This window comes from Rhizobium leguminosarum, from assembly GCF_004123835.1.
Classification (GTDB): domain Bacteria; phylum Pseudomonadota; class Alphaproteobacteria; order Rhizobiales; family Rhizobiaceae; genus Rhizobium; species Rhizobium leguminosarum_M.
On record NZ_MZMU01000008.1, the window covers coordinates 23,915 to 44,601 of the forward strand.

Here is a 20,687-nt window from a genome sequence, read left to right on the forward strand (position 1 = left end):
TTCATCATGGCGGTCATAGAAACAGCGGAAAAGATGCTGCCCGCGGGCCTGCGCCCGATCGGCGGCCGCACGCTGCGTTTGCTTGCTGCCGTGCTCACCGAACGCGGTGAGAGGGCGGCCGCCCAGCGCATGGCGCTGACGGCCTTTTCGATCCGTGTCCTCAGCGCAGCACTCGCCTTCGTCTCCCAGATCGTGCTCGCCCGGCTGATGGGCGAATATGAATACGGTATCTTCGTTTTCGTCTGGGTGCTGGTCGTCGTCTTCGGCGATCTCTCATGCCTCGGTTTCCATACCGCGATCGTCCGCTTCCTGCCGCAATACAGGGCAGCGGGTGCTTTCGAGGAAATCCGCGGCCTGACCGGCACGGCGCGCATCTTTGCGCTGCTGTCCGGCACGGCGGTGCTCGCCGCTGGCATGCTCGGGCTGCATTTCTTCGGCGATATGATCCAGGTCTATTATCTCGTCCCAATCTTCATCGGCCTGCTCGCCATGCCGATGATCGCGCTCGGCGACATTCTCGAAGGCACGTCACGGGCAAACCATTGGCCGGTGATGGCACTGAGCCCGGTCTATATCGTCCGCCCGATCCTCATCATCCTCTTCATGCTGATCGCGATTGCCATCGGCGCCGAACACACAGCCGTCACCGCGATGCAGGCAGCGCTCGTCGCGACCTTCGTCACCGCTCTCGGCCAGTATGCCGCAACGCTCTACCGCCTTCGCCGGCATTATGATGACGGCCCGCGCAAGGTCGATTTCCTCGCCTGGTTCAGCGTCGCCTTTCCGATTTTCCTGATCGAGGGCGTGAGCTTCCTCCTGACCAATTCCGACGTCGTCGTCGTCGGTATCTTCCTCGAGCCGCACGATGTTGCCATCTACTTCGCCGCCGCCAAAACGATGGCACTGGTGCATTTCATCAATTTCTCGGTCAAGGCGGCCTCCGGCCCGCGCTTTTCCTCGATCATCGCCGAAGGCGACCACGCCCAGCTGGCAGCCGCTGCCATCGACGCCGCCCGCTGGACCTTCTGGCCGGCGCTCGGGGTCGGCCTTGTCGTGCTTGCGGCCGGTCATCTGCTGCTGTCGCTCTTCGGCGGCGCCTTCACATCAGGTTATCTGGTCATGGCGATCCTGCTCGCCGGCATCCTCGCCAAGTCGCTGGTCGGCCCGGCCGAAACGCTGCTGATGATGGCAGGCAAGCAGAACCTCTGCGTCGCGCTCTATGCCGGCGCACTGACGGCCAATGTCGGCCTCAACCTCGCTTTGATCCCGCATTACGGCATCGAAGGCACGGCGATCGCCACGGCCTCCGCCATGGCCGTCGAGGCAATTCTGCTGCATGTCGCCGTGCGCCGCACGCTCGGCATCGTTCTTTTCGCCTTCGCCAGCCCCTCCGCCGCAACGCCAGAAATGAGAGTTCGATAGATGGTGCGTGTTCCCCCCGTTACCGAAAGCACCCACAGCGCCGCAAACCGCATGGTGCATGATCTCGCAGCGCTGCATTTCGAAGCGCCGCAGGCCGAGGCTCGCGCCGAGATCGGCCGGCCGGGACGCGAGCTCTGCCTTTATCCCGGCAAGCTCGGCTATGAGCTTCAGGATGAGCTCGATTTCCTCTCCAACCGGGCGATGGAACCGAACGTCTTTTTCTCCGGCCGCTTCCTCGCCCCCGCCATGCCGCGGCTCGAAGACCGGCAGGTGAACTTCGCCCTGATCCGCGATCACAATGCCGGCCGCAGCCGCATGCGCTTCCTCTTGCCGTTTTCGGTCGACAAGCCGGGCTTCGCCGTCGGCCCCTCGATCATCCGCGGCTGGTCGAACAGTTTCGGTCCGCTCGGCACGCCGCTCGTCGATGGCGAGGATGCCGCCGAAACCCTCGACAACCTCTTCGAGGGGCTGACCGCGCGTGATCTCAATCTGCCCGGCATACTGGTCCTGCCGGATCTCAGATTGAACGGTATCTTCGTGCGCATGGTCAAGGCCGTGGCGCTGAGCCGCAATCTTCCTGTCACCGTTACCAATCCCTACCTGCGCCCGATGCTGCAGAGCGAGGAAGAGGCGCCGGCCTATCTCGGCAAAACCATCTCCTCCTCGCATATGCGCGAAATGCGCCGCCAGTGGCGCCTGCTGGAGGAAAAGGGAACAGCGGTCTATACCGTCGCCCGGCAACCGCGCGAAATCCATATCCGCTTTGAGGAATTCCTGGCGATGGAAGCCGGCGGCTGGAAGGGCAAGCGGCGAAGCGCTCTCGTCACCGATCGTTATCATACGGCCTTCGCCCGCGAGGCGGTGTCGAATCTTGCCGCCGTCGACGCCGTGCGCATCCATACGATCGACCTCAACGGCAAGGCGATCGCCGCCATCGTCGTGCTGATGATGGGCGGCGAGGCCTATACCTGGAAGACCGCCTACGACGAAAACTATGCCCGCTATTCGCCGGGCAAGCTGCTGATGAGCGAACTCACCGAATGGCATCTCGACGACGCCAATATCGTCCGCTCCGATTCCTGCGCCGTCTCGGATCATCCGATCATGAGCCGCTTCTGGCAGGAGCGCGAGGAGATGGGAACGCTGGTGATCGGCCTGACGCAGAACAGCGACCGCGACATGCGCCAGGTCACCGCCCAACTTCACATGTACCGCAGCACCCGCAATATGGCGAAAATGCTGCGGGAGAAGATCATGTCGCTTGCCGGCCGGGGCTAACCTTCAGCCGCCGCTCTTTCGCGCAGCAGCCGGCGGATCACCTTGCCGGTGGTGGTCAGCGGCAATGCATCGATGAATTCCACTTCGCGCGGATATTCGTGCATCGAAAGCCGCGTCTTCACCCATTCCCTTATGTCGGCGGCCAGCGCCTCGCTCGGATGATGGCCAGGTGAAAGCACGATATAGGCCTTGACGATTTCGGTGCGCACGGTATCGGGTTTGCCGACGGCGGCGGCAAGCTGCACGGCGGGATGGCCGATCAGGCAGTCCTCGATCTCGGCCGGGCCGATGCGATATCCCGACGAGGTGATGACGTCGTCGTCGCGGCCTTCGAAGGTCACATAGCCCTCGGCGTCCTGCCGGCCGATATCGCCGGTGAGCAGCCAGCCCTTGGCGAATTTTCGTTCCGTCGCTACCGTGTCATCCCAGTAGCCGAGGAACATGACAGGATCGGGACTGGCGATGGCGATCTGGCCCGGTTCACCGACGGGCAATTCGTCACCCGTCTCGCTGACAATCGCGACGCGATGCCCGGGCACCGCCCATCCGATGGCGCCCGCTTTGGTGACGCCATAGGCCGCACTCGAAGCGAGCACGAAATTGCACTCCGTCTGGCCGTAGAATTCGTTGACGGTGATGCCGAGCACATGCCGCGCCCATTCATAGGTCTCGCGCCCGAGCGCCTCCCCGGCCGAGCCGATGGTGCGCAGCACCAGATCATATTTCGAGCGCGGATCGGCAACGGATCTCATCAGCCTTAGCGCCGTCGGAGGAATGAAGGCATTGCGCACCTTCATTTCGGCCATGATGCGATAGGCCATGCCGGCATCGAATTTCTGCGCCGGCGACGAAACGACGGGAACACCGAGCAGTAGGCTTGGCAGCAGCGCGTTGAGCAGCCCGCCGGCCCAGGCCCAGTCGGACGGCGTCCAGACCTTATCTCCCGGCCGCGGAAAACCCTCATGGGCGAACTGCATGCCGGGAATATGGCCGGGCAGGACGCGATGGCCATGCAACGCGCCCTTGGGTGGCCCCGTCGTTCCCGAAGTGAAGATCATCAGCGCCGGGTCGTCCGGACCGGTTTTCGCGATGTCGAAGACAGGGGGATGGCCGTCCACCAGTTCGGCGAAAGCAGTCGCATCGGCACTCGCCCCGTCGATGCTGATGACATGTTTCAGCATCGGCAGGCGATCGCGGATCTGCCGGATGCGTTCGAGACCGAAGCCATTGGTGACGACGGCCGCTGCACCTGCTGTCTTCAGCCGGTATTCCAGCGCCTCGACGCCGAAAAGCAGCGCCAGTGGTAGCGCGATCGCGCCGGTCTTGTAGATCGCCACATGTGCGATCACCGTTTCGAAGGATTGCGGCAATAGCAGCGCGACGCGATCGCCGCGTTTGATATCAAGTGAAACGAGCGCATTTGCAAAGGCTGAGGAACGATCGGCGAGCGCGCGATAGGTCATCACGCGGTGATCGCCGTCGGGGCTGAAATGCTCGAGGCAGACGCGCTCCGGATCTTTCGCGGCCCAGTCGTCGCTGACGGCGCGGCCGATATTGAAATCCTCCGGAATCCGCCAGGAGAAATCGCGATAAAGATCGTCGTAGCGATCGTGGGACGGCAGTTGCATGGTCGGATTCCGGTAAAATGCTGCATCAGCTAACACCTTGCAGCGCGGATGTGCAAGCTGAAGCCAGAAGCGGCAATGACGAGCGCGGCTTGGATCACGGATCATTGTGCGCATGCAGCATAGATTCTTCATTTGCCGCCCTGCGACTTTGGCCATCTCGCGCTAAATCATGGAAGGCCGTCTGGGGTTATCAAATTCATCACGGAGTCGTTTCATGGAATACACAAAATTTGGGAAGACCGGTCTCGAAGTGTCGAAGATCTGCTTGGGCTGCATGACCTTCGGCGATCCCGGCCGCGGCAATCATGCCTGGAGCCTGCGGGAAGAAGAAAGCCGGACGATGATCAAGCAGGCGATCGATCTCGGCATCAATTTCCTCGACACCGCCAACACCTATTCCAATGGTTCATCAGAGGAGATCGTCGGCCGGGCCATAAAAGACTTCGCCAAACGCGAGGACATCGTGCTGGCGACCAAGGTGTTCAACCGCATGCGACCGGGCCCGAACGGCGCCGGCCTGTCGCGCAAGGCGATCTTCGACGAGATCGACAACAGTCTGCGTCGTCTCGGCACCGATTATGTCGATCTCTACCAGATCCACCGCTTCGACTATACGACGCCGATCGAGGAAACGCTGGAAGCGTTGCACGACGTCGTCAAATCGGGCAAGGCCCGTTATATCGGCGCCTCCTCCATGTATGCTTGGCAATTCGCCAAGGCGCTCTACGTCTCCCGGCTGAACGGCTGGACCGAATTCGTCAGCATGCAGGACCACCTGAACCTGCTCTACCGTGAAGAAGAGCGCGAAATGCTGCCGCTCTGCGAGGATCAAAAGATCGCCGTCATCCCCTGGAGCCCGCTTGCCCGTGGCCGCCTGACCCGCGACTGGGACGAGACGACGGCGCGCAGCGAAACCGACGAATTCGGCAAGACGCTCTACACGCAGTCCATCGATGCCGACCGCAAGATCGTCGGGGCCGTGGCCGAAATCGCCAAGGCCCGCAACATCTCCCGCGCCCAGGTCGCAACCGCCTGGATTCTGCAGAAGAGTGCGGTGACCGCCCCGATTATCGGCGCGTCCAAACCGAACCACCTCACGGACGCCGTTGCCTCGCTCTCGGTCAAGCTTACCGCCGAGGAAATCGCGGCACTGGAAGCACCCTACATCCCGCACGCCATCGCCGGCTTCAAGTAAGCAGCGGTTGCCGCCGCTCTCCCGGCTCTCCTCACTCGTGGGGGCTGGGACCGCATCATCGTTCGGCTGCCCCTCCTTCTTCTTCCATCGGTCAAGCGAATGTCTCGGGCACAAGTCATCACAAGGCAGTCATGATTCGGCCCTAGCGAATGTTCTTAGACATCGAGGAATCGTTCGCCATGACCACCATTCCTTTCGAGCCCCGCCGCTTCCGCACCACCGCCGCTTATTACAGCCGTTTCCGCGTTCCCTATCCCGACAAGCTGATCGAGCGCGTGGTCGCTAGGATTGACCTTCAGCCCGGCGATCGTGTGCTCGATCTCGGTTGCGGCCCGGGCCAGATCGGCATCGCCTTCGCACGCCTCGCCCTCGCCGATGTCACCGGCCTCGATCCTGAACCTGAAATGCTCGACGCCGCGCGAGAAGATGCCATCGCGGCCGGAGTCGACGCGAGGTTCGTTCTCGCTTCATCCTATGACCTCGGCCCTTCCTTCGGGCCGCTGAAGATGACAGCCATGGGTCGCTCGTTCCATTGGATGGATCGCGCCGCCACGTTGTCGACGCTGGACACACTGACCGAACCTGGCGGAGCGGTCGTTCTTTTCGGCGACCGGCACATTTCTTCTTCGCCTGCCTGGCGCGAGGCGATTGAGAGTGTGTCTGAGACCTTTTCACCGGAGCGGATGCGGACCGACCGGCAGTTTCACCATGGGCCGGATTGGATAAAGCACGAGGAATTTCTGCTGCGCTCGACCTTCCGCAACCTCGAACGCATCGGCGCCGTCACTGAGAGGGTGATCAATGCCGATGAGATCGTCGGCCGCGCCTTCTCCATGTCCGTCACCTCGCCACACGCGCTCGGCGACGGGATGATGGAATTCGAGCAGGCGCTGCGAAGCGAACTCGCCGCGCTCTCGCCGGAGGGGAAGTTCACCGAGATCGTCGAGAGCAACGCGCTCATCGCCTTTCGCGACTGAGATTATTTCTGGCTTCAGGATCGAGCTGCCGGCGCATCGTCACCAAAAACTGCTCGGCAAGCGCCCTGTCTTCGACCGCACGGGCAAGAATGACAGCGCCCATCATCGATGAAAGCGTCGTCGTCGCATTGGCGCGGCGCTGCTCTTCCGTTTCGCCGGGAACGATATCGGCGAGCGTATCGACCAGCACGGACAGACCATCGCTAAAGACCGCGCGGACCGCGCCGCGGCTGCGGCTCACTTCCTGGATCAGCGTTGCGAAGACGCAGCTGCCGCCCGGGTCGTCAACCGTGCGCCAGTGGATATAATGGTCGAGAAGCGCTGCCAGCGGTCGGTCCGGCGATTCAGCAATATGTTCCTTCCAGCGCGTCTCGACCTTGTCGATCAGCTTGCGGCTGACCTCAAGCGCCAGGTCGTCCTTCGAACCGAAATGACCGTAGAAGCCGCCATGCGTCAGCCCCGCCGCTTTCATGATGTCGGCAACGCCGACCCCGTCGAAACCGTTTTCACGGAAAAGCACGCCGGCAACGCTCAGGATCTTTTCGCGGTTTTCGGCAAATTTTTCGCGGCTGACCCGCATTGTCGTCTCCAGAAATAGTCGCTTGACAAAATATATGACGTCCATCATCAATACGCAAGAAATATGATGGTCATCATGTAAATCGGTCCAGTATCCTCCAGAACCTGAATTTAAACGGAATCTTGCCCATGGTTTCCACAGCCCTCGCCTCCACCCTCGCCCGGCGCAACATCCATTACGGCTGGGTCGTCGTTGCCGCGACCTTCCTCACCATGCTGGTCACCGCCGGCGCCATGGGCGCACCTGGCGTGCTCATCAAGCCGCTGCAGGACGAATTCGGCTGGGAAACCTCACAGATTTCCTCGGCCCTTGCGATCCGCCTGATCCTGTTCGGCTTCATGGGTCCGTTTGCCGCCGCCTTCATGAATTATTTCGGCGTGCGCAAGGTCATCGTCTTCGCGCTCGCCCTGATCGGCGCGGGCTTCGTCGGTTCGCTGTTCATGACGACGCTGTGGCAACTGCTGCTGCTCTGGGGCATCGTCGTTGGTTTCGGCACGGGTCTGACGGCCATGGTGCTCGCCGCGACCGTCTCTTCCCGCTGGTTCACCAAGCACCGCGGCCTCGTCGTCGGCATGCTCTCGGCAAGCTCGGCCACCGGCCAGCTCGTCTTCCTGCCGCTGATGGCGGAGCTAACGGAACGCTACGGCTGGCGCTCGACGGTGTTTTTCGTCTGTGCCATGATCATGGTCGCAGCCCTTGCCGTGCTTGCCTTCATGCGCGACCGTCCGGCCGACCTCAACCTGCCCTCCTTCGGTGAGACGCAGGTGACGCCGCCACCGGCAAGCACCTCGCTTGGCGTCGCGCTGATGACGCCGATCACCGTGCTTAAGGAAATCTCGAAGACCTCGACCTTCTGGATCCTCTTTGCCACCTTCTTCATCTGCGGCCTCAGCACCAACGGTCTGATCCAAACCCATTTCGTCACCCTTTGCGGCGATTTCGGCATCGTGCCGGTGGCCGCCGCCAGTGTGCTGGCCGTTATGGGTATCTTCGATTTCTTCGGCACCATCGGTTCCGGCTGGCTGTCCGATCGCTTTGATAATCGCTGGCTGCTCTTCTGGTATTACGGCCTGCGCGGCCTCTCGCTGCTCTACCTGCCCTTCAGCGACTTCAGCTTTTATGGCCTCTCAATCTTCGCCGTCTTCTACGGCCTCGACTGGATTGCCACCGTGCCGCCGACCGTCAAGATCGCCGCCGACCGCTTCGGCCCCGAAAAGACCGGCCTCGTCTTCGGCTGGGTCTTTGCCGGACATCAGCTGGGAGCCGCCACCGCCGCCTATGGCGCCGGCCTCTCGCGCACGGAGCTTTCGAGCTACCTCCCCGCCTTCTTCGTCGCCGGCGCCTTCTGCCTGCTGGCCTCGATCCTGGCAATTACGCTGAAGAAGTCCGGCCTGAGCAACCCGGCACCCGCCGCCGCCCAATGATATCAGACAGGATCCGGCCTTGAGCGAGGCCGGATCTCTCTACCGGATCAGTCCGATAACTTCGTCTGCCCGTCTTGCGCGTCCGGGCGCTCGCATGTTAGACAGCCGCCCGTTCGTATCCGTTGCCCCATTGGCGGAATTGGTAGACGCGCTCGACTCAAAATCGAGTTTCGAAAGAAGTGCTGGTTCGACTCCGGCATGGGGCACCAGCCTACGCTCTGTGAGCTTCGGCTTGGCAAGCCGAAGAGAGCAGCTAAGCGGAGGCTGTCGCGCCGTAGTTCCGTCAGGAACGAAGGCGGACCGGTTCTATAATGCTCCGGTTAGCTGCACCATCATCTCAAATGCATTGGGCCTCAAAGGGCCGATGGCCCTCCGGAACGAATTCCGCATCAAAGCGAAGCTTACTTATTCTTCAACAGCCACATCTTGCCGGCCATCGTGATGCCGTAGACGTCTTTTGACGCGTCATCATCAAGGTGCCGCCTCTCCAGAAAACCCGGCTCCTTCAACTCGCCCAGCGTCTTGGCAGTGACCGATTTTATTTTCTGAGGCCGCTCTTTCCACCGGTCAGTTTTTGCATAAGTCACTGTCGCGTTCTCGTGCGTCCATTTGTTGGCTGGCTGAGGATAAAGGTCTCCATCCCTGGCGAGTTTAAGTGCGGCGATCTGGGACGGCGTAAGCTCAATCATACTAAAAGATCCTGTGCGGGCGGTGTTTGCGCTGGGAACGCGCTTTTACCAAAGGCGTGCTCATAACACCGACAGACGACTTTCACCACCGCATTGAGATATTCGTGCCACAAAAGGCGAAAACCCGGCACGTCGGAACCGGGCTTCATCCTTATCGCGCATTTTTTCGTTAATTGCAGCGCCGGACCGTCCTGGTCACCTCGCCTTCGTCGGTCTGTCGGGTGACGCTCCTGGTTTCGCAGCCATTATCGCGATAGCGGCGGTGCTCACGTTCGCGCACGGCACCGAAAGTGACGCCGCGTTCGCTGATGGTAATGCCGGGTCGTACCCGCTCATGGCGATAGCCGTCGTCATAGGAACGCTCCCTGACATAGACGCTGTCGGCAAGAGCAGGCGCTGCAAACGAGCAGGCAGCAAGGGCCGCCACAGTACAGTTCAGGATGATCTTCCGCATGTCGTTTCTCCTTTCTTGAGGAAAGGGCAACGAGACAAGACGCAACTGGTTCCAACATCGGTGACGGCCCGACCGTGCCGCGGACGACGTCTGCGCCGCGCTAGCCAGGACTGAGAACGAAGGCTTCAAACAGTAGCCCATCCCCCAAATCAACTGTTTAATTTTACTTGCGCTTCGTCCAAAGTGGCCGCCGCTATCACAAGAGAGGACGGACGTGCATCAGGAAGTAGGACTTATCGCGACGGTCGCCGTCAGTTTCGTTTTCGCGGCGATCCTGGGCTATGGCGCCGACCGGCTTCGACTGCCGCCGCTCGTCGGCTACCTGATGGCAGGCATCCTGATGGGGCCGTTCACGCCGGGCTTCGTCGCCGATACCGCCCTTGCCGGCCAGCTCGCCGAGATGGGCGTCATTCTTTTGATGTTCGGCGTCGGCCTGCATTTTTCCGCCTCCGACCTGCTCGCCGTGCGCGGCATCGCCGTGCCTGGCGCGATCGGACGGATTATCCTCGCGACCCTCTTGGGCATCGGCCTTTGCAAACTCTGGGGCTGGAGCCTCGGCGCCGGCATCGTCCTCGGCCTCAGCCTGTCGGTGGCGAGCACCGTCGTACTCTTGAAGGCGCTGGAGGAGCGCAATCTCGTCAACGCGGCAAGCGGACGCGTCGCGGTCGGCTGGCTGATCGTCGAGGACCTGGTGATGGTGCTGGCACTGGTGCTGCTGCCGGCGCTCGCAGAGCTTCTGGGTGGCAACGCCAGCGATACGACCAACCACGGCCTCGGCGACCTGCCGCTGGCGCTGACGATCGGCCTGACGCTGCTGAAGGTTGTGGCCTTCGCCGCCATGGCGATCTTCCTCGGCCCTCGCATCGTGCCCTGGCTGCTGACGATGATCGCCCGCACCGGCTCGCGCGAACTCTTTACGCTGACGGTGTTGGCGATCGCACTCGGCATCGCCTTCGGTTCGGCGGCGATCTTCGGCGTCTCCTTTGCACTCGGCGCATTTTTCGCCGGCGTTGTCATGAGCGAATCCCAGCTCAGCCACAGGGCGGCGGCCGACTCGCTGCCGTTGCAGAACGCCTTCTCCGTGCTGTTCTTCGTCTCCGTCGGCATGCTCTTCGACCCCTCGATCCTGGTGCGCCAGCCGCTGGCCGTCATCGGTGCGCTGGCGCTCGTCATCCTCGGCAAGGGCATCATCACCTTCCTCATCGTCATCCTGCTGCGATACCCGATCAGCATGGGACTGACATTGGCCGGCGGCCTCGCCCAGATCGGCGAATTTTCCTTCATCCTCGCCGGCCTCGGCGTCTCACTCGGCCTCCTGCCGCATGAGGGCCAGGATCTGATCCTGGCTGCCGCGATCCTGTCGATCACGCTCAACCCGATCGTGATCTTCGCAACCGACGGCCTGAAGAAATATATCCATTCGAAATGGCCCTCCCTCTGGGAAAGCTACGGCAGGAGCAGGCAGAAGGCGCTCGGCAAGGAGCTGGAAAAGATCAGGGCGCTTGGCGAAGAGCGCGAGCGCCAGCATCAACTGAAGATGCAGCAGCTGATCGAGACTTTCCCGCTGTTCTCCCAGGTCAACGAGGACGCGCAAGAGGAGCTGTTGCTGCTCTTCAAGGCGAAATCGGCGCCGCCCGGCGAACGCGTCATCCGCCGCGGCGACCGCGGCGACAGCATGTATTTCATCTCTTCGGGTGCGGTGGAAGTGCGGCTCGCCAGCGGCGCGATCCGCCTGGAGCCGGGAGCCTTCTTCGGAGAAATGGCACTGCTGACCGGCGCACGGCGCACCGCCGACGTCATTGCCGTCGATTTCTGCCAGTTCGAGGTTCTCGAACGGCGCGACTTCAACATGTTCATGTCGCACCACCCACATCTGCGCGCCGCCGTTAGCGAAATGGCTCAGAAGCGGACGGAAATGAACGTCCTGCGTCAGCAATGGGAAAAGTCGATGGACCTGTCCTGAAACGGAAGCCGCAGCTCCCGACGGAGCTGCAGCGTTTCGGCAAATAGTGGACTACTTGTCAGGGCAGGCTTCGCTGGTCGTCGTGCCGCTATTGCCGCCTTGCGTCTGAAGCGACTCACCGCTCGGCTGGTCCGGGCAATTCGCCTTGTTCATCGGCATGCTCATCGAACTGGCGGAGCCATTGTTCGTCGTGCTGTTCGTCGCATTGGGATCCAGTGGTACCGTCGTGCCGCTGCCGCTGTTGCCGGTGCTGTTATATTCTGAGCTACTCGGCGTATTGGCGCCGCTGTTGGTCGGAGCCTGCGGCGGGTTGCTCTGTGCGAAAGCTGCCGTCGCCATGCCAAGGGCGAGCAGCGAGACTGCAGCAAGTTTCATCCGCATGGGAATATCCTCCTCGGGATTTTGTTGATCATGAGAAAGAAACCATGCGCGAAAATAGTTGTTCCGACAGGCCTAGGGATTGATCCCCTAGACGCGCGGCGCTGTCGCGGGATTGCCTCAGCCCGCCGGCCAATAACCGTCGGCGCGGAAATCTTCCGGGATCGGGTCGAGCCGCGACAACGCCTCGGCTGCGAAGTCGATCTGCAGCGACAAGTGTTTGAGAGACGCCAGCATCGGCACGCCGGTCGCGAATTCCCGGATGCGGGACAGATGATAACCGCTCTCGTCGATCCGTCGCGCGGCTTCCCGGCGCACGTCGTCTCTGCTCGGTCCCCGCCCCTTCTCGGACCGGTCATCCACTTGCACGGCCCGCCCACGGCCGCCTTCAATCACTTTGAACATTCTCATGCCACCCTGCACGTCGACCCTAAATCAGCTTGCCGCAGAATGGCCGATTCGCAATCCCGTGAAATCTTGGGAGAGGCGCAGCCGCCCCGCATCACGAAAATTTTTTGACGGCGGTGGCACGAAGGACACGGACGAGCATTTACAGCGCCGCGCACGGCCCCTAAAGCTCTTTTGCACTGCAACAGGAAGGAAACGGAATGCTCCGCAGACTTTACGACTGGACCATGTCTCTGGCCGCGCGCAAATCGGCCGAAATCTGGCTCGCCGTCATCGCCTTCGTCGAAAGCTCCGTCTTTCTCGTTCCCGCCGATGTGCTGTTCCTGCCAATGGCGCTTGCCAGGCCGGAACGCTCCTATCGCTACGCGCTGGTCGCGACCGTCGCTTCCGTACTCGGCGGCATCGCCGGCTGGGCGCTCGGCTTTTACGCCTATGAGACGGTGGCGCGGCCGGTTCTCGAATTCTACGGCAAGCTCGATGCCTTCGAGCAGATGAAGGCCTATGTCACCTACGAGTGGATCCTGCTGCTGCTTGTCACATCAGGTCTTGCGCATCTGCCGCCGATCAAGATCGTGACGATCCTGTCTGGCGTCATTCACGTCAATCTGGGCCTTTTCATTGTTTCGGCGATTATTGCACGCGGCGCGCGTTTCCTCTTCCTCGCATGGCTGCTGCGCCACTACGGCGAGCCGATCCGTGACTTCATCGAGAAGCGCCTCGGCCAGATCGTTGGCATCGGTGCCGCTACGGTGATCGTGCTATATGTCGGCTACCGCTCTTTCGCTCACTAGAGCATTTTCGTTTTTCTTCGAATAACGAAGACGCTCTCTCACTATATATTACGCAATTCCGGACGCAAAACCGCTTCACACTTTTGCTGGAATTGCTCTAAGCCAAACTTCGCGGAGTTCCGCCATGCCTGCCACTGCCTCGCCGCTCGCCCGCCCCGGCTTTGTCTATTCCATATTGCTCGCCACCGGCATGGCGGCGGCCGTCGGCACGGCGCTCGGCTTCCAGTATATCGGCGGCTATATTCCCTGTGCGCTCTGCCTGTTGCAGCGGCAGCCCTATTATTACGCTATCCCGATCGCGATCCTGGCCGCAATCTCCGAGCTCGTCGGCCTGCCGAACTGGATCACCCGGGCGCTCATTCTCGCCGCCGGCATCCTGATGCTGGTGACGGCAGGCATGGGTGTTTATCACGCCGGTGTCGAATGGCATTTCTGGCCCGGCCCGGCCACCTGCTCGACGACGGCAAGCAGCATGACGACCAATGCCGGCGATCTGCTTGGTGAGCTCAACACCATCAGGGGCCCGTCCTGCACCGATGCGGCGCTGCGCGTGCTCGGCCTGTCTTTTGCGGGCTGGAACGTGATTGCCGGAATCCTGCTCGCAGCTTTCGCCTTTGTCGGCGTTCGCAAGGCCGCCTGATAAAATTATCCAGCATTCGAAGGGCTGCAGGTCCTCGATCAGGGCTGCAGTTCGGTATCCCAATAGAGATAGTCGAGCCAGCTTTCATGCAGATAGTTCGGCGGGAACAGCCGGCCGTTGTTGTGCAGATCCTGCACCGTCGGCTGGTAGGGCTTCTGCGCCGGGAACATGCCTGCCTGTTTGGGAAGCTTGCTGCCTTTGCGCAGATTGCAGGGCGAGCAGGCTGCCACGACATTCTCCCAGGTCGTCTCGCCGCCATGGGCGCGCGGGATGACGTGGTCGAAGGTCAGATCGTCATGGGCGCCGCAATACTGGCATTCGAACCGGTCGCGCAGGAAGACGTTGAACCGGGTGAAAGCGGGATTGCGGGACGGCTGAACGTAAGTCTTCAGGCACACGACACTCGGAAGCCGCATCGAGAAGCTCGGCGAGGAAACCGAATGTTCATACTCTGCAATGATGTTCACACGGTCGAGAAATACCGCCTTGATCGCGTCCTGCCAGGACCACAACGACAAGGGGTAATAACTCAGTGGCCGGTAGTCAGCGTTCAGGACGAGCGCCGGCAGGGCCTGTGGGGAGACTGCAATCGTCAAGGGACTCTCCTGATCGATTCGGCATCTGCACCTGTATATTAGGCCGGTTGTTACAGGATTGTGAAGTCCAATAAATTCAGAGGATAAAGGCAATTTGAAGAGTGTTGCCGATCAGCCGATCGGCACCATGTCACGGCGCATCTTCGTGGCGTAGTAGGCCCAGAAAAGCCGTGCCGCTACCGAGCGCCACGGCGACCAGACTGCCGAAAGCTCAGCAAGCGTCTTCGCCTGCGGCCGTGCGGCAAGACCGAAGGCGGTCCCGACGGCATTCTGCAGCGCGACATCGCCGGCCGGGAAAACATCGGCATGGCCGCCGCAAAACATCAGATAGACCTCTGCCGTCCACGGCCCGACACCCTTCAGCGCGGTCAGTTCGCCAAGCGCCTCGCCCGGCGGCTTCAGGCAGAGCCCGGAGAGATCGAGACGGCCGGAAGCGACCGCTTCGGCAATCCGCGACAGCGTCTCGGCCTTGGCGCGCGATAGGCCGAATTCGCGCCACGCCTCGGCGTGAAGCAGCGCATAACCTTCGGCCGTCAGCGAACCGTCCGCCGGCAGCATGCGCCGCCAGATCGCGTCGGCGCTGGCGCGCGACACCATCTGCGAGACGATGATATGGGCAAGGCCGGCAAAGCCGGGCTCGCGCAACCTGAGCGGAATGGCCCCGGCCTCCGCAACGATCGGCGCAAGACGCGGATCGAGGCGAAGCAGCGCTTCGAGCCCCTGCCTGACATCGTCTTCATTGCGGATGATCTGCACTTTGCCTCGCAGTGGTTCAAAAGCCGAATCCATGGCAGAAGAAAGCATGACCACGAGTGAGCGTCAAAAACCCGTTTTTCGTTTTGCGCCGAGCCCCAACGGACCGTTGCATCTCGGGCATGCCCTCTCGGCCCTTCTGAACCGCGACATGGCGCAGACCGAACAAGCGCGCCTGCTGCTGCGCATCGAGGATATCGACCAGACGCGCTGCACGCCCGAGTTCGAGGCCGGCATCCTCAGGGATCTCGAATGGCTTGATATCAGCTGGGAAAGCCCGGTGCGGCGCCAGTCGGAACATTTTCCTGAATATCAGGCGGCGCTGCACGCCCTGATCGAGCGCGGACTGGTCTATCCGGCCTTCCTGACGCGCGGCGAGGTGAAGGCGCGCGTCGCCGCCTACGAGGCGGCGGGTGAATCCTGGCCGCGCGATCCCGACGGCACTCCGCATTATCCCGCAAGTGATCGCGAGCGTCCGGCAGACGAATGGCGGGACATGCTGACCTCGGGGAAGAAACATGCCTGGCGGCTCGATATGCGCAAAGCGCTCGACCTGATCGGCGAACTGCTGTTCTGGACGGAAACCGGCGATGGCAGGACAGGTGAGATCGCCGCCGAGCCCGACGTCTGGGGCGACGTCATCCTGTCGCGCTCGGATGCGCCATCGAGCTATCATCTTTCTGTGGTCGTCGACGATGCGCTGCAGCGCGTCACCCATGTAGTGCGCGGGCTCGACCTCTTCCACGCGACATCGGTGCACCGGCTCTTGCAGGTGCTGCTCGGCCTGCCGCAGCCGGTCTATCACCATCACCGTCTCATTCTCGGCGCGGATGGCCGCAAGCTTTCGAAAAGCCAAGGCGACAGCGGGCTTGGCGAATTGCGCGCCCAGGGCATGTCAGGGGCGGATATTCGCCGCCTTGTCGGGCTCTGATTGCCTTTCGACACGCTCTCTGCCGACGATCGAAAGCGTGTGGGAGAACATCCGGAAGACGCGGAACTTGATCAGCGCTGCATTGATCTCCGCCCCGATGATGAAGATGACGCCGACCATGTAGAGGAAGATCAGCACGATCATGACAGAGGCGAGACCGGCATAGGTTGCCGTATAATTGGCGAAGGTCGCGAGATAATAGGCAAAGATCAGCGCCCCGGCGAGCCAGAGAAGCAGCGTCAGCAGCACACCGGGAATGACGTCGAAGACCCGCCGCTTGCCGGCCGGCAGCCAGAGATGCATGACCAGCAGTCCAACGGTCAGAACCACCAGCGTGCCGTAGATGCGCCAGCTGAAGACGATGTCGAGCGTATCGGCGAACAGCGGGAACCATTTCCTCGAATAATCGAGCGCCAGTGGCAGGGCGACCAGCAAAATGCTGATCGCCGTGAAGATGATGACCGCGATCAGCACGTAGCCCAGGCTGGCGAGACGGGTGAAATACCAGGCCCGCGTTTCCTGCACCCGATAGGCGCGATTGAGCGAAATGCGCAGCGCCTCGACACCGTTCGAAGCGAAATATGCGGCCGCCAGCACCGAGATCGTCAGCAGCCCGCCGCGCGGAATGGTCAGCACCTGCAGCACCTGGTCGGCGAGCGGCTTGGCGATCGCCTCGGGCCAGGTGTCGAAGATCAGATGGATGGCGGTCGAGGAGAACTGATCGGCGCCGAGGAAGCTTGCAAGCGCGGTGCCGAAGATCAGGAAGGGGAAAACCGCAAGCAGGCTCGACAGCGCCACATGGCTTGCCATGGCAAAGCCGTCGTCCTCGACCATGTGACAGATCGCATCATAGACCACGTCGTAGATCGTGCGCAGCACCTTCGGCATTCCGTCTCCGGCTTTCCAGATTGTATCCTCTGGCCGAATATGGGAAACGAGTCCCATTTTGTACAGGAATCATTCCATGGCGGGAGAGCGCACCATCGTCGTGACCGGATGTTCGTCCGGCATCGGCGCTCATTGCGCGCGGGCGCTGAAAGCCGATGGCTGGCGTGTCTTCGCGACGGTGCGCAAGCCGGACGATCTTTCGGGGCTGGAAGCAGAAGGCATCGAAACCTTCCTGATGGACTATGCCAGGACCGAGACGATTTCCGACCTGGTCGGCGCGGTTCTGGAACGCAGCGGCGGTCGCATCGACGCGCTCTTCAATAACGGCGCCTATGGCCAGCCGGGCGCCGTCGAAGATCTGTCGACGGCAACGCTGCGCGCGCAGTTCGAGGCGAATTTCTTCGGCTGGCATGAACTGACGCGGCAGGTCATTCCGCCGATGCGCAAACGTGGCCAAGGGCGGATCGTGCAATGCTCGTCGATCCTCGGCGTCGTCCCCTATCGCTATCGCGGCGCCTACACCGCTTCCAAGTTCGCGCTGGAAGGCCTCAGCATTACGCTCCGCATGGAGCTGCAGGACAGCGGCATCCATGTCAGTCTGATCGAGCCGGGACCGATCGCCACGCGGTTCACGGCCAATGCGCTCGCAAAGATCAAGGAGCATATCGATCTCGAGAATTCGCCGCACGCGGTCGATTACCGCCGCCAACTGGCGAGACTCGACGGATCGGGGCCGGTCAACCGCCATAAACTCGGCCCGGAAGCGGTCTATTCCGTGTTGAAACACGCATTGAACTCGAAAAATCCGAGGCCACATTATCCTGTAACGACTCCGGCTAAGCAGGGCATGTTCCTGAAGCGGCTGCTTCCGGCAGACCTCTTCTACCGCCTGATGCGCTGGATGGACTGAGAAAGCTGAATGCCATGTCCACGGTCACCTATATCCTCGCGATCATCGTCATGGGCGTCGTCGCCCTCGTCCTGATCCGCGGCCTCTTCAACATGATGAAGGGCGGCGATCCCAACCGTTCCAACAAGCTGATGCAGCTTCGTGTGCTGTTGCAGGCGATCGCCGTCGTCCTGATCATGATAACGCTCTGGCTGACCGGCGGCGGCCGCCCGACCTGACCAATGGAACGGGGATTTTGATGACGGGCACGGACAGGAATGACAGGGGAGAGGTGAGCGCTGGCTTGCGGAAGCACCCCGACGCTGTGTGCGTCAGTATGCCGGGACGAGTTTGGCGAGAAGGCCAACCCCGCTCTCCGTCATCCTCGGGCTTGACCCGAGGATCCATGCCCGTAGCGGCTGATGGACGTGGTGTGGATGCTCGGGTCAAGCCCGAGCATGACGGAGGACGGGGCAGGCAGAAGGAGCCATTCACGGCGCAGACGCCCGTGTCAGGGACATCATCCGCCAACGAAATCAACAATATCGGCCCCAGGCTGAACAGATTTGGTGCGGGAGGATGGGATGATGCGAACGCCCTCCCGTCAAGGGGCGGTGTGACATGGTAAAACTCAACAAGATCTACACCAAAACAGGCGATGACGGCACGACCGGGCTGGTGTCCGGCCCGCGCCGTCTAAAAGATGATCTGCGCGTCGAGGCCTACGGCACGATCGATGAGGCCAATTCCGCGATCGGCCTGGCGCGGCTGCACACGGCCGGCTTGCCTGAACTCGACGCCATGCTGATGTCGATCCAGAACGACCTCTTCGATCTCGGCGCCGATCTCGCCACCCCCGACACTGGTGAGCCGCCGGCCTATGAGCCCCTGCGGATCGCCGAGACGCAGGTCGACCGCGTCGAGCGTGATATCGACCAGTTGAACACCGGCCTGGAGCCGCTCAAATCCTTCATCCTGCCAGGCGGCAGCCCAGCTGCCGCACATCTGCATCTTGCCCGCACGATTGCGCGGCGCGCCGAACGTTTGATGGTGGCGCTTGCCCGCACCGACGGCGAAATCATCGGCGAGCCGGCGATGAAATATGTCAACCGGCTCTCCGATTTCCTCTTCGTCGCCGCACGTCATGCAAATGACCGGGGCCATGCGGATGTGCTTTGGGTTCCGGGAAAAAACAGATAGGCTTGTCGCGATCACGATCGCCGAGGGGCCTTTATGTTCATACCACTTCACGATGCCAATACGCTGAAACATATCAAGGTTCAGTGGGTAACGCTCGCACTGATCGCGCTGAACTTCGCGGTCTGGCTTTTGACCAGCCTGGAGAGCGAGCAGGCAGCCCAGGCGACGACCGTCGGGCTCGGCTACATCCCGGCAATCGCCTTCGGCCACGCGGTACTAGCGCAGGGGCTGGAAATCGTGCCGGAGCCGCTGACTTATCTCACCTATGCCTTCGTCCATACCGGCTTCTGGCATCTCGCCGGCAACATGATCTTCCTCTGGGTCTTCGGCGACAATGTCGAGGATGCCATGGGGCATCTGCGCTTCCTGATCTTCTATTTCGTTTGCGCGGCCGCCGGCGCGCTCTGCCACGGCCTGCTGACGATGACCTCGGAAGCGCCGCTGGTCGGCGCATCGGGGGCGGTCTCCGGCGTCGTTGCCGCCTATGTCATGCTGCATCCGCGCGTCCGGGTCTGGGTGCTGGTGTTCTTCCGCGTGCCGCTGCCCCTGCCGGCCTTCGTGCCGCTGCTTTTATGGATCGGGCAGCAGTTCTTCATGCTGGCGATTGCACCTGACGGCGACGTTTCCTGGGGCGCGCATGTCGGCGGCATCCTTGCCGGGGCTTTCCTGATCCTGCTGTTCCGCCGGCCTGGTGTGCCGCTCTTCGACCGGCAGATCGTCACACCCCGCGCCGTCAGAAACGACCCGGGCCCTGGCCCTGCCCTCACGGCCGGCACGGACGGGCGAACGGCGCAACGCTTTCCCTGGGGTCGACGCTAGGTGCCCATATTGACGTGAACGTAAACGTCCATATATTGCCGGGCAAATCGCCTGCCGCCGTCATGGAAGCGTTGAATTTGGAGGAAAAGCGCGTATCCATGTCGCCATTCGACAATCGGAGCGGCGCTCGAGCGCGCATTTTCTAGAAAAGTCTCTGAAGCCAGTTTCTCCTGAAGGAAGGACCCCATGAAGATACTCGTCCCAGTCAAACGGGTTGTCGACTACAACGTGAAGATCCGGGTGAAGCCGGATGGCACGGGTGTCGAGCTTGCTAATGTGAAGATGTCGATGAACCCGTTCGACGAGATCTCGGTGGAAGAGGCGCTGCGGCTGAAGGAAGCCGGCAAGTGCGAGGAAGTGGTGGTCGTCTCGATCGGTCCTGCCAAGGCCGAAGAGACGCTGAGGACCGCACTCGCCATGGGTGCCGACCGGGCGATCCTGGTCGAGACCGACGATCAAATCGAGCCGCTCACCGTCGCCAAGATCTTGAAGGCTGTGGCCGATGCCGAACAGCCGGGGCTGATCATCGTCGGCAAGCAGGCGATCGACGACGACAGCAATCAGACCGGCCAGATGCTGGCGGCGCTGCTGGGCATGCCCCAAGCGACCTTCGCCTCGAAGATCGAGATCGGGGATGGCAAGGCTCAGGTGACCCGTGAAGTCGATGGCGGCCTGCAGACGATCGAGATCAAGCTGCCGGCGGTCGTCACCACCGATCTGCGTCTGAACGAACCGCGCTATGCCTCGCTGCCGAACATCATGAAGGCGAAGAAGAAGCCGCTCG

The 20,687-nt window shown here is 61.7% G+C and carries 23 protein-coding genes and 1 tRNA gene; 15 read left to right on the forward strand and 9 right to left on the reverse strand.

Annotation, left to right across the window (positions count from 1 at the left end):
* Positions 1-6: 6 nt before the first annotated feature.
* Entirely contained in the window at positions 7-1,422 is a 1,416-nt protein-coding gene (locus B5P46_RS12540; protein WP_129418932.1) for a lipopolysaccharide biosynthesis protein, read from the forward strand.
* Complete coding sequence (locus B5P46_RS12545) at positions 1,423-2,700, forward strand: GNAT family N-acetyltransferase (protein WP_129418933.1); 1,278 nt, start codon at positions 1,423-1,425, stop codon at positions 2,698-2,700.
* On the opposite strand, the gene B5P46_RS12550 is transcribed toward B5P46_RS12545, so the two are convergent.
* Complete coding sequence (locus tag B5P46_RS12550) at positions 2,697-4,328, reverse strand: AMP-binding protein (protein WP_129418934.1); 1,632 nt, start codon at positions 4,326-4,328, stop codon at positions 2,697-2,699. The genes B5P46_RS12545 and B5P46_RS12550 overlap by 4 nt on opposite strands.
* A 214-nt stretch (positions 4,329-4,542) precedes the next feature.
* Between B5P46_RS12550 and B5P46_RS12555 the strand changes: the two genes are divergently transcribed.
* Positions 4,543-5,523 carry an aldo/keto reductase gene (locus tag B5P46_RS12555; protein WP_129418935.1) on the forward strand — a complete coding sequence of 327 codons (981 nt, stop codon included), beginning with the start codon at positions 4,543-4,545 and terminating at the stop codon, positions 5,521-5,523.
* Between the two features lie 179 nt (positions 5,524-5,702).
* Positions 5,703-6,500, forward strand: coding sequence for a class I SAM-dependent methyltransferase (locus B5P46_RS12560; protein ID WP_129418936.1), 798 nt, complete (start codon positions 5,703-5,705; stop codon positions 6,498-6,500).
* Here B5P46_RS12560 and B5P46_RS12565 read toward each other — a convergent pair.
* Positions 6,481-7,080 (reverse strand): TetR/AcrR family transcriptional regulator, encoded by a 600-nt coding sequence (locus B5P46_RS12565; RefSeq protein ID WP_129418937.1) that lies wholly within the window; start codon positions 7,078-7,080, stop codon positions 6,481-6,483. The two genes, B5P46_RS12560 and B5P46_RS12565, sit on opposite strands and share 20 nt — an antisense overlap.
* Before the next feature lie 128 nt (positions 7,081-7,208).
* Between B5P46_RS12565 and B5P46_RS12570 the strand changes: the two genes are divergently transcribed.
* Both B5P46_RS12570 and B5P46_RS12575 read left to right on the forward strand, forming a co-directional pair.
* Positions 7,209-8,504 carry an MFS transporter gene (locus B5P46_RS12570; protein ID WP_129418938.1) on the forward strand — a complete coding sequence of 432 codons (1,296 nt, stop codon included), beginning with the start codon at positions 7,209-7,211 and terminating at the stop codon, positions 8,502-8,504.
* A 124-nt stretch (positions 8,505-8,628) separates the two neighbouring features.
* Positions 8,629-8,713, forward strand: a tRNA-Leu gene (locus B5P46_RS12575).
* 192 nt (positions 8,714-8,905) lie between these two features.
* Here the strand turns inward: B5P46_RS12575 and B5P46_RS12580 are convergent.
* Both B5P46_RS12580 and B5P46_RS12585 read right to left on the reverse strand, forming a co-directional pair.
* Positions 8,906-9,193 (reverse strand): hypothetical protein, encoded by a 288-nt coding sequence (locus B5P46_RS12580; protein WP_003543268.1) that lies wholly within the window; start codon positions 9,191-9,193, stop codon positions 8,906-8,908.
* Positions 9,194-9,362: 169 nt separating this feature from the next.
* Positions 9,363-9,647: a hypothetical protein gene (locus tag B5P46_RS12585; protein ID WP_129418939.1), complete on the reverse strand. Its 285-nt coding sequence runs from the start codon at positions 9,645-9,647 to the stop codon at positions 9,363-9,365.
* Positions 9,648-9,861: 214 nt separating this feature from the next.
* Here B5P46_RS12585 and B5P46_RS12590 point away from each other — a divergent pair, with 214 nt between their 5' ends.
* Positions 9,862-11,610, forward strand: a complete 1,749-nt coding sequence (locus B5P46_RS12590) for a cation:proton antiporter (protein ID WP_129418940.1) — start codon at positions 9,862-9,864, stop codon at positions 11,608-11,610.
* Between the two features lie 51 nt (positions 11,611-11,661).
* Here the strand turns inward: B5P46_RS12590 and B5P46_RS12595 are convergent, their stop codons facing one another.
* Positions 11,662-11,991 (reverse strand): hypothetical protein, encoded by a 330-nt coding sequence (locus B5P46_RS12595; protein WP_129418941.1) that lies wholly within the window; start codon positions 11,989-11,991, stop codon positions 11,662-11,664.
* Positions 11,992-12,108: 117 nt separating this feature from the next.
* Positions 12,109-12,399, reverse strand: a complete 291-nt coding sequence (locus B5P46_RS12600) for a hypothetical protein (RefSeq protein ID WP_129418942.1) — start codon at positions 12,397-12,399, stop codon at positions 12,109-12,111.
* A gap of 197 nt (positions 12,400-12,596) precedes the next feature.
* On the opposite strand from B5P46_RS12600, the gene B5P46_RS12605 reads away from it, so the two are divergent.
* Together B5P46_RS12605 and B5P46_RS12610 are read left to right on the forward strand one after the other, a co-directional pair.
* The gene (locus B5P46_RS12605; RefSeq protein ID WP_065281419.1) at positions 12,597-13,187 is read left to right on the forward strand and encodes a YqaA family protein; all 591 of its coding nucleotides are present in this window, start codon (positions 12,597-12,599) and stop codon (positions 13,185-13,187) included.
* Positions 13,188-13,311: 124 nt separating this feature from the next.
* Positions 13,312-13,827, forward strand: a complete 516-nt coding sequence (locus B5P46_RS12610) for a disulfide bond formation protein B (protein WP_129418943.1) — start codon at positions 13,312-13,314, stop codon at positions 13,825-13,827.
* Positions 13,828-13,865: 38 nt separating this feature from the next.
* Here the strand turns inward: B5P46_RS12610 and B5P46_RS12615 are convergent, their stop codons facing one another.
* Together B5P46_RS12615 and B5P46_RS12620 are read right to left on the reverse strand one after the other, a co-directional pair.
* Complete coding sequence (locus B5P46_RS12615; protein WP_003543279.1) at positions 13,866-14,423, reverse strand: HNH endonuclease; 558 nt, start codon at positions 14,421-14,423, stop codon at positions 13,866-13,868.
* 111 nt (positions 14,424-14,534) lie between these two features.
* Positions 14,535-15,227, reverse strand: coding sequence for a DNA-3-methyladenine glycosylase family protein (locus tag B5P46_RS12620; protein ID WP_129418944.1), 693 nt, complete (start codon positions 15,225-15,227; stop codon positions 14,535-14,537).
* Between B5P46_RS12620 and gluQRS the strand changes: the two genes are divergently transcribed.
* Positions 15,226-16,107 (forward strand): tRNA glutamyl-Q(34) synthetase GluQRS, encoded by an 882-nt coding sequence (gene gluQRS / locus B5P46_RS12625; RefSeq protein WP_129418945.1) that lies wholly within the window; start codon positions 15,226-15,228, stop codon positions 16,105-16,107. The two genes, B5P46_RS12620 and gluQRS, sit on opposite strands and share 2 nt — an antisense overlap.
* Here the strand turns inward: gluQRS and B5P46_RS12630 are convergent.
* The gene (locus B5P46_RS12630; protein WP_003543284.1) at positions 16,072-16,995 is read right to left on the reverse strand and encodes a YihY/virulence factor BrkB family protein; all 924 of its coding nucleotides are present in this window, start codon (positions 16,993-16,995) and stop codon (positions 16,072-16,074) included. The genes gluQRS and B5P46_RS12630 overlap by 36 nt on opposite strands.
* A gap of 76 nt (positions 16,996-17,071) precedes the next feature.
* Between B5P46_RS12630 and B5P46_RS12635 the strand changes: the two genes are divergently transcribed.
* The 5 genes from B5P46_RS12635 to B5P46_RS12655 all read left to right on the forward strand — a co-directional run.
* On the forward strand, positions 17,072-17,905 hold the full coding sequence (locus tag B5P46_RS12635) for an SDR family oxidoreductase (RefSeq protein WP_129418946.1): 834 nt from the start codon (positions 17,072-17,074) through the stop codon (positions 17,903-17,905).
* 14 nt (positions 17,906-17,919) lie between these two features.
* Positions 17,920-18,123, forward strand: a complete 204-nt coding sequence (locus tag B5P46_RS12640; protein ID WP_064647232.1) for a twin transmembrane helix small protein — start codon at positions 17,920-17,922, stop codon at positions 18,121-18,123.
* Between the two features lie 382 nt (positions 18,124-18,505).
* Positions 18,506-19,084 carry a cob(I)yrinic acid a,c-diamide adenosyltransferase gene (locus B5P46_RS12645; protein WP_129418947.1) on the forward strand — a complete coding sequence of 193 codons (579 nt, stop codon included), beginning with the start codon at positions 18,506-18,508 and terminating at the stop codon, positions 19,082-19,084.
* A 33-nt stretch (positions 19,085-19,117) separates the two neighbouring features.
* Positions 19,118-19,903: a rhomboid family intramembrane serine protease gene (locus B5P46_RS12650; protein WP_129418948.1), complete on the forward strand. Its 786-nt coding sequence runs from the start codon at positions 19,118-19,120 to the stop codon at positions 19,901-19,903.
* A gap of 186 nt (positions 19,904-20,089) precedes the next feature.
* Positions 20,090-20,687 (forward strand): electron transfer flavoprotein subunit beta/FixA family protein (locus tag B5P46_RS12655; RefSeq protein WP_164986485.1); only part of this gene is annotated, 598 nt, incomplete at its 3' end.

Excerpts from the sequence above, each read along its gene's own strand:
- B5P46_RS12610 (WP_129418943.1), top strand. The coding sequence starts at position 13,312 with ATGCCTGCCACTGCCTCGCCGCTCGCCCGCCCCGGCTTTGTCTATTCC.
- B5P46_RS12585 (WP_129418939.1), bottom strand. The coding sequence starts at position 9,647 with ATGCGGAAGATCATCCTGAACTGTACTGTGGCGGCCCTTGCTGCCTGC.
- B5P46_RS12640 (WP_064647232.1), top strand. The coding sequence starts at position 17,920 with ATGTCCACGGTCACCTATATCCTCGCGATCATCGTCATGGGCGTCGTC.
- B5P46_RS12545 (WP_129418933.1), top strand. The coding sequence starts at position 1,423 with ATGGTGCGTGTTCCCCCCGTTACCGAAAGCACCCACAGCGCCGCAAAC.
- B5P46_RS12560 (WP_129418936.1), top strand. The coding sequence starts at position 5,703 with ATGACCACCATTCCTTTCGAGCCCCGCCGCTTCCGCACCACCGCCGCT.
- B5P46_RS12580 (WP_003543268.1), bottom strand. The coding sequence starts at position 9,193 with ATGATTGAGCTTACGCCGTCCCAGATCGCCGCACTTAAACTCGCCAGG.
- B5P46_RS12605 (WP_065281419.1), top strand. The coding sequence starts at position 12,597 with ATGCTCCGCAGACTTTACGACTGGACCATGTCTCTGGCCGCGCGCAAA.
- B5P46_RS12650 (WP_129418948.1), top strand. The coding sequence starts at position 19,118 with ATGTTCATACCACTTCACGATGCCAATACGCTGAAACATATCAAGGTT.
- B5P46_RS12550 (WP_129418934.1), bottom strand. The coding sequence starts at position 4,328 with ATGCAACTGCCGTCCCACGATCGCTACGACGATCTTTATCGCGATTTC.
- B5P46_RS12635 (WP_129418946.1), top strand. The coding sequence starts at position 17,072 with ATGGCGGGAGAGCGCACCATCGTCGTGACCGGATGTTCGTCCGGCATC.
- B5P46_RS12600 (WP_129418942.1), bottom strand. The coding sequence starts at position 12,399 with ATGAGAATGTTCAAAGTGATTGAAGGCGGCCGTGGGCGGGCCGTGCAA.
- B5P46_RS12540 (WP_129418932.1), top strand. The coding sequence starts at position 7 with ATGGCGGTCATAGAAACAGCGGAAAAGATGCTGCCCGCGGGCCTGCGC.
- B5P46_RS12555 (WP_129418935.1), top strand. The coding sequence starts at position 4,543 with ATGGAATACACAAAATTTGGGAAGACCGGTCTCGAAGTGTCGAAGATC.
- gluQRS (WP_129418945.1), top strand. The coding sequence starts at position 15,226 with ATGACCACGAGTGAGCGTCAAAAACCCGTTTTTCGTTTTGCGCCGAGC.
- B5P46_RS12630 (WP_003543284.1), bottom strand. The coding sequence starts at position 16,995 with ATGCCGAAGGTGCTGCGCACGATCTACGACGTGGTCTATGATGCGATC.
- B5P46_RS12570 (WP_129418938.1), top strand. The coding sequence starts at position 7,209 with ATGGTTTCCACAGCCCTCGCCTCCACCCTCGCCCGGCGCAACATCCAT.
- B5P46_RS12565 (WP_129418937.1), bottom strand. The coding sequence starts at position 7,080 with ATGCGGGTCAGCCGCGAAAAATTTGCCGAAAACCGCGAAAAGATCCTG.
- B5P46_RS12620 (WP_129418944.1), bottom strand. The coding sequence starts at position 15,227 with ATGCTTTCTTCTGCCATGGATTCGGCTTTTGAACCACTGCGAGGCAAA.
- B5P46_RS12595 (WP_129418941.1), bottom strand. The coding sequence starts at position 11,991 with ATGCGGATGAAACTTGCTGCAGTCTCGCTGCTCGCCCTTGGCATGGCG.
- B5P46_RS12645 (WP_129418947.1), top strand. The coding sequence starts at position 18,506 with ATGGTAAAACTCAACAAGATCTACACCAAAACAGGCGATGACGGCACG.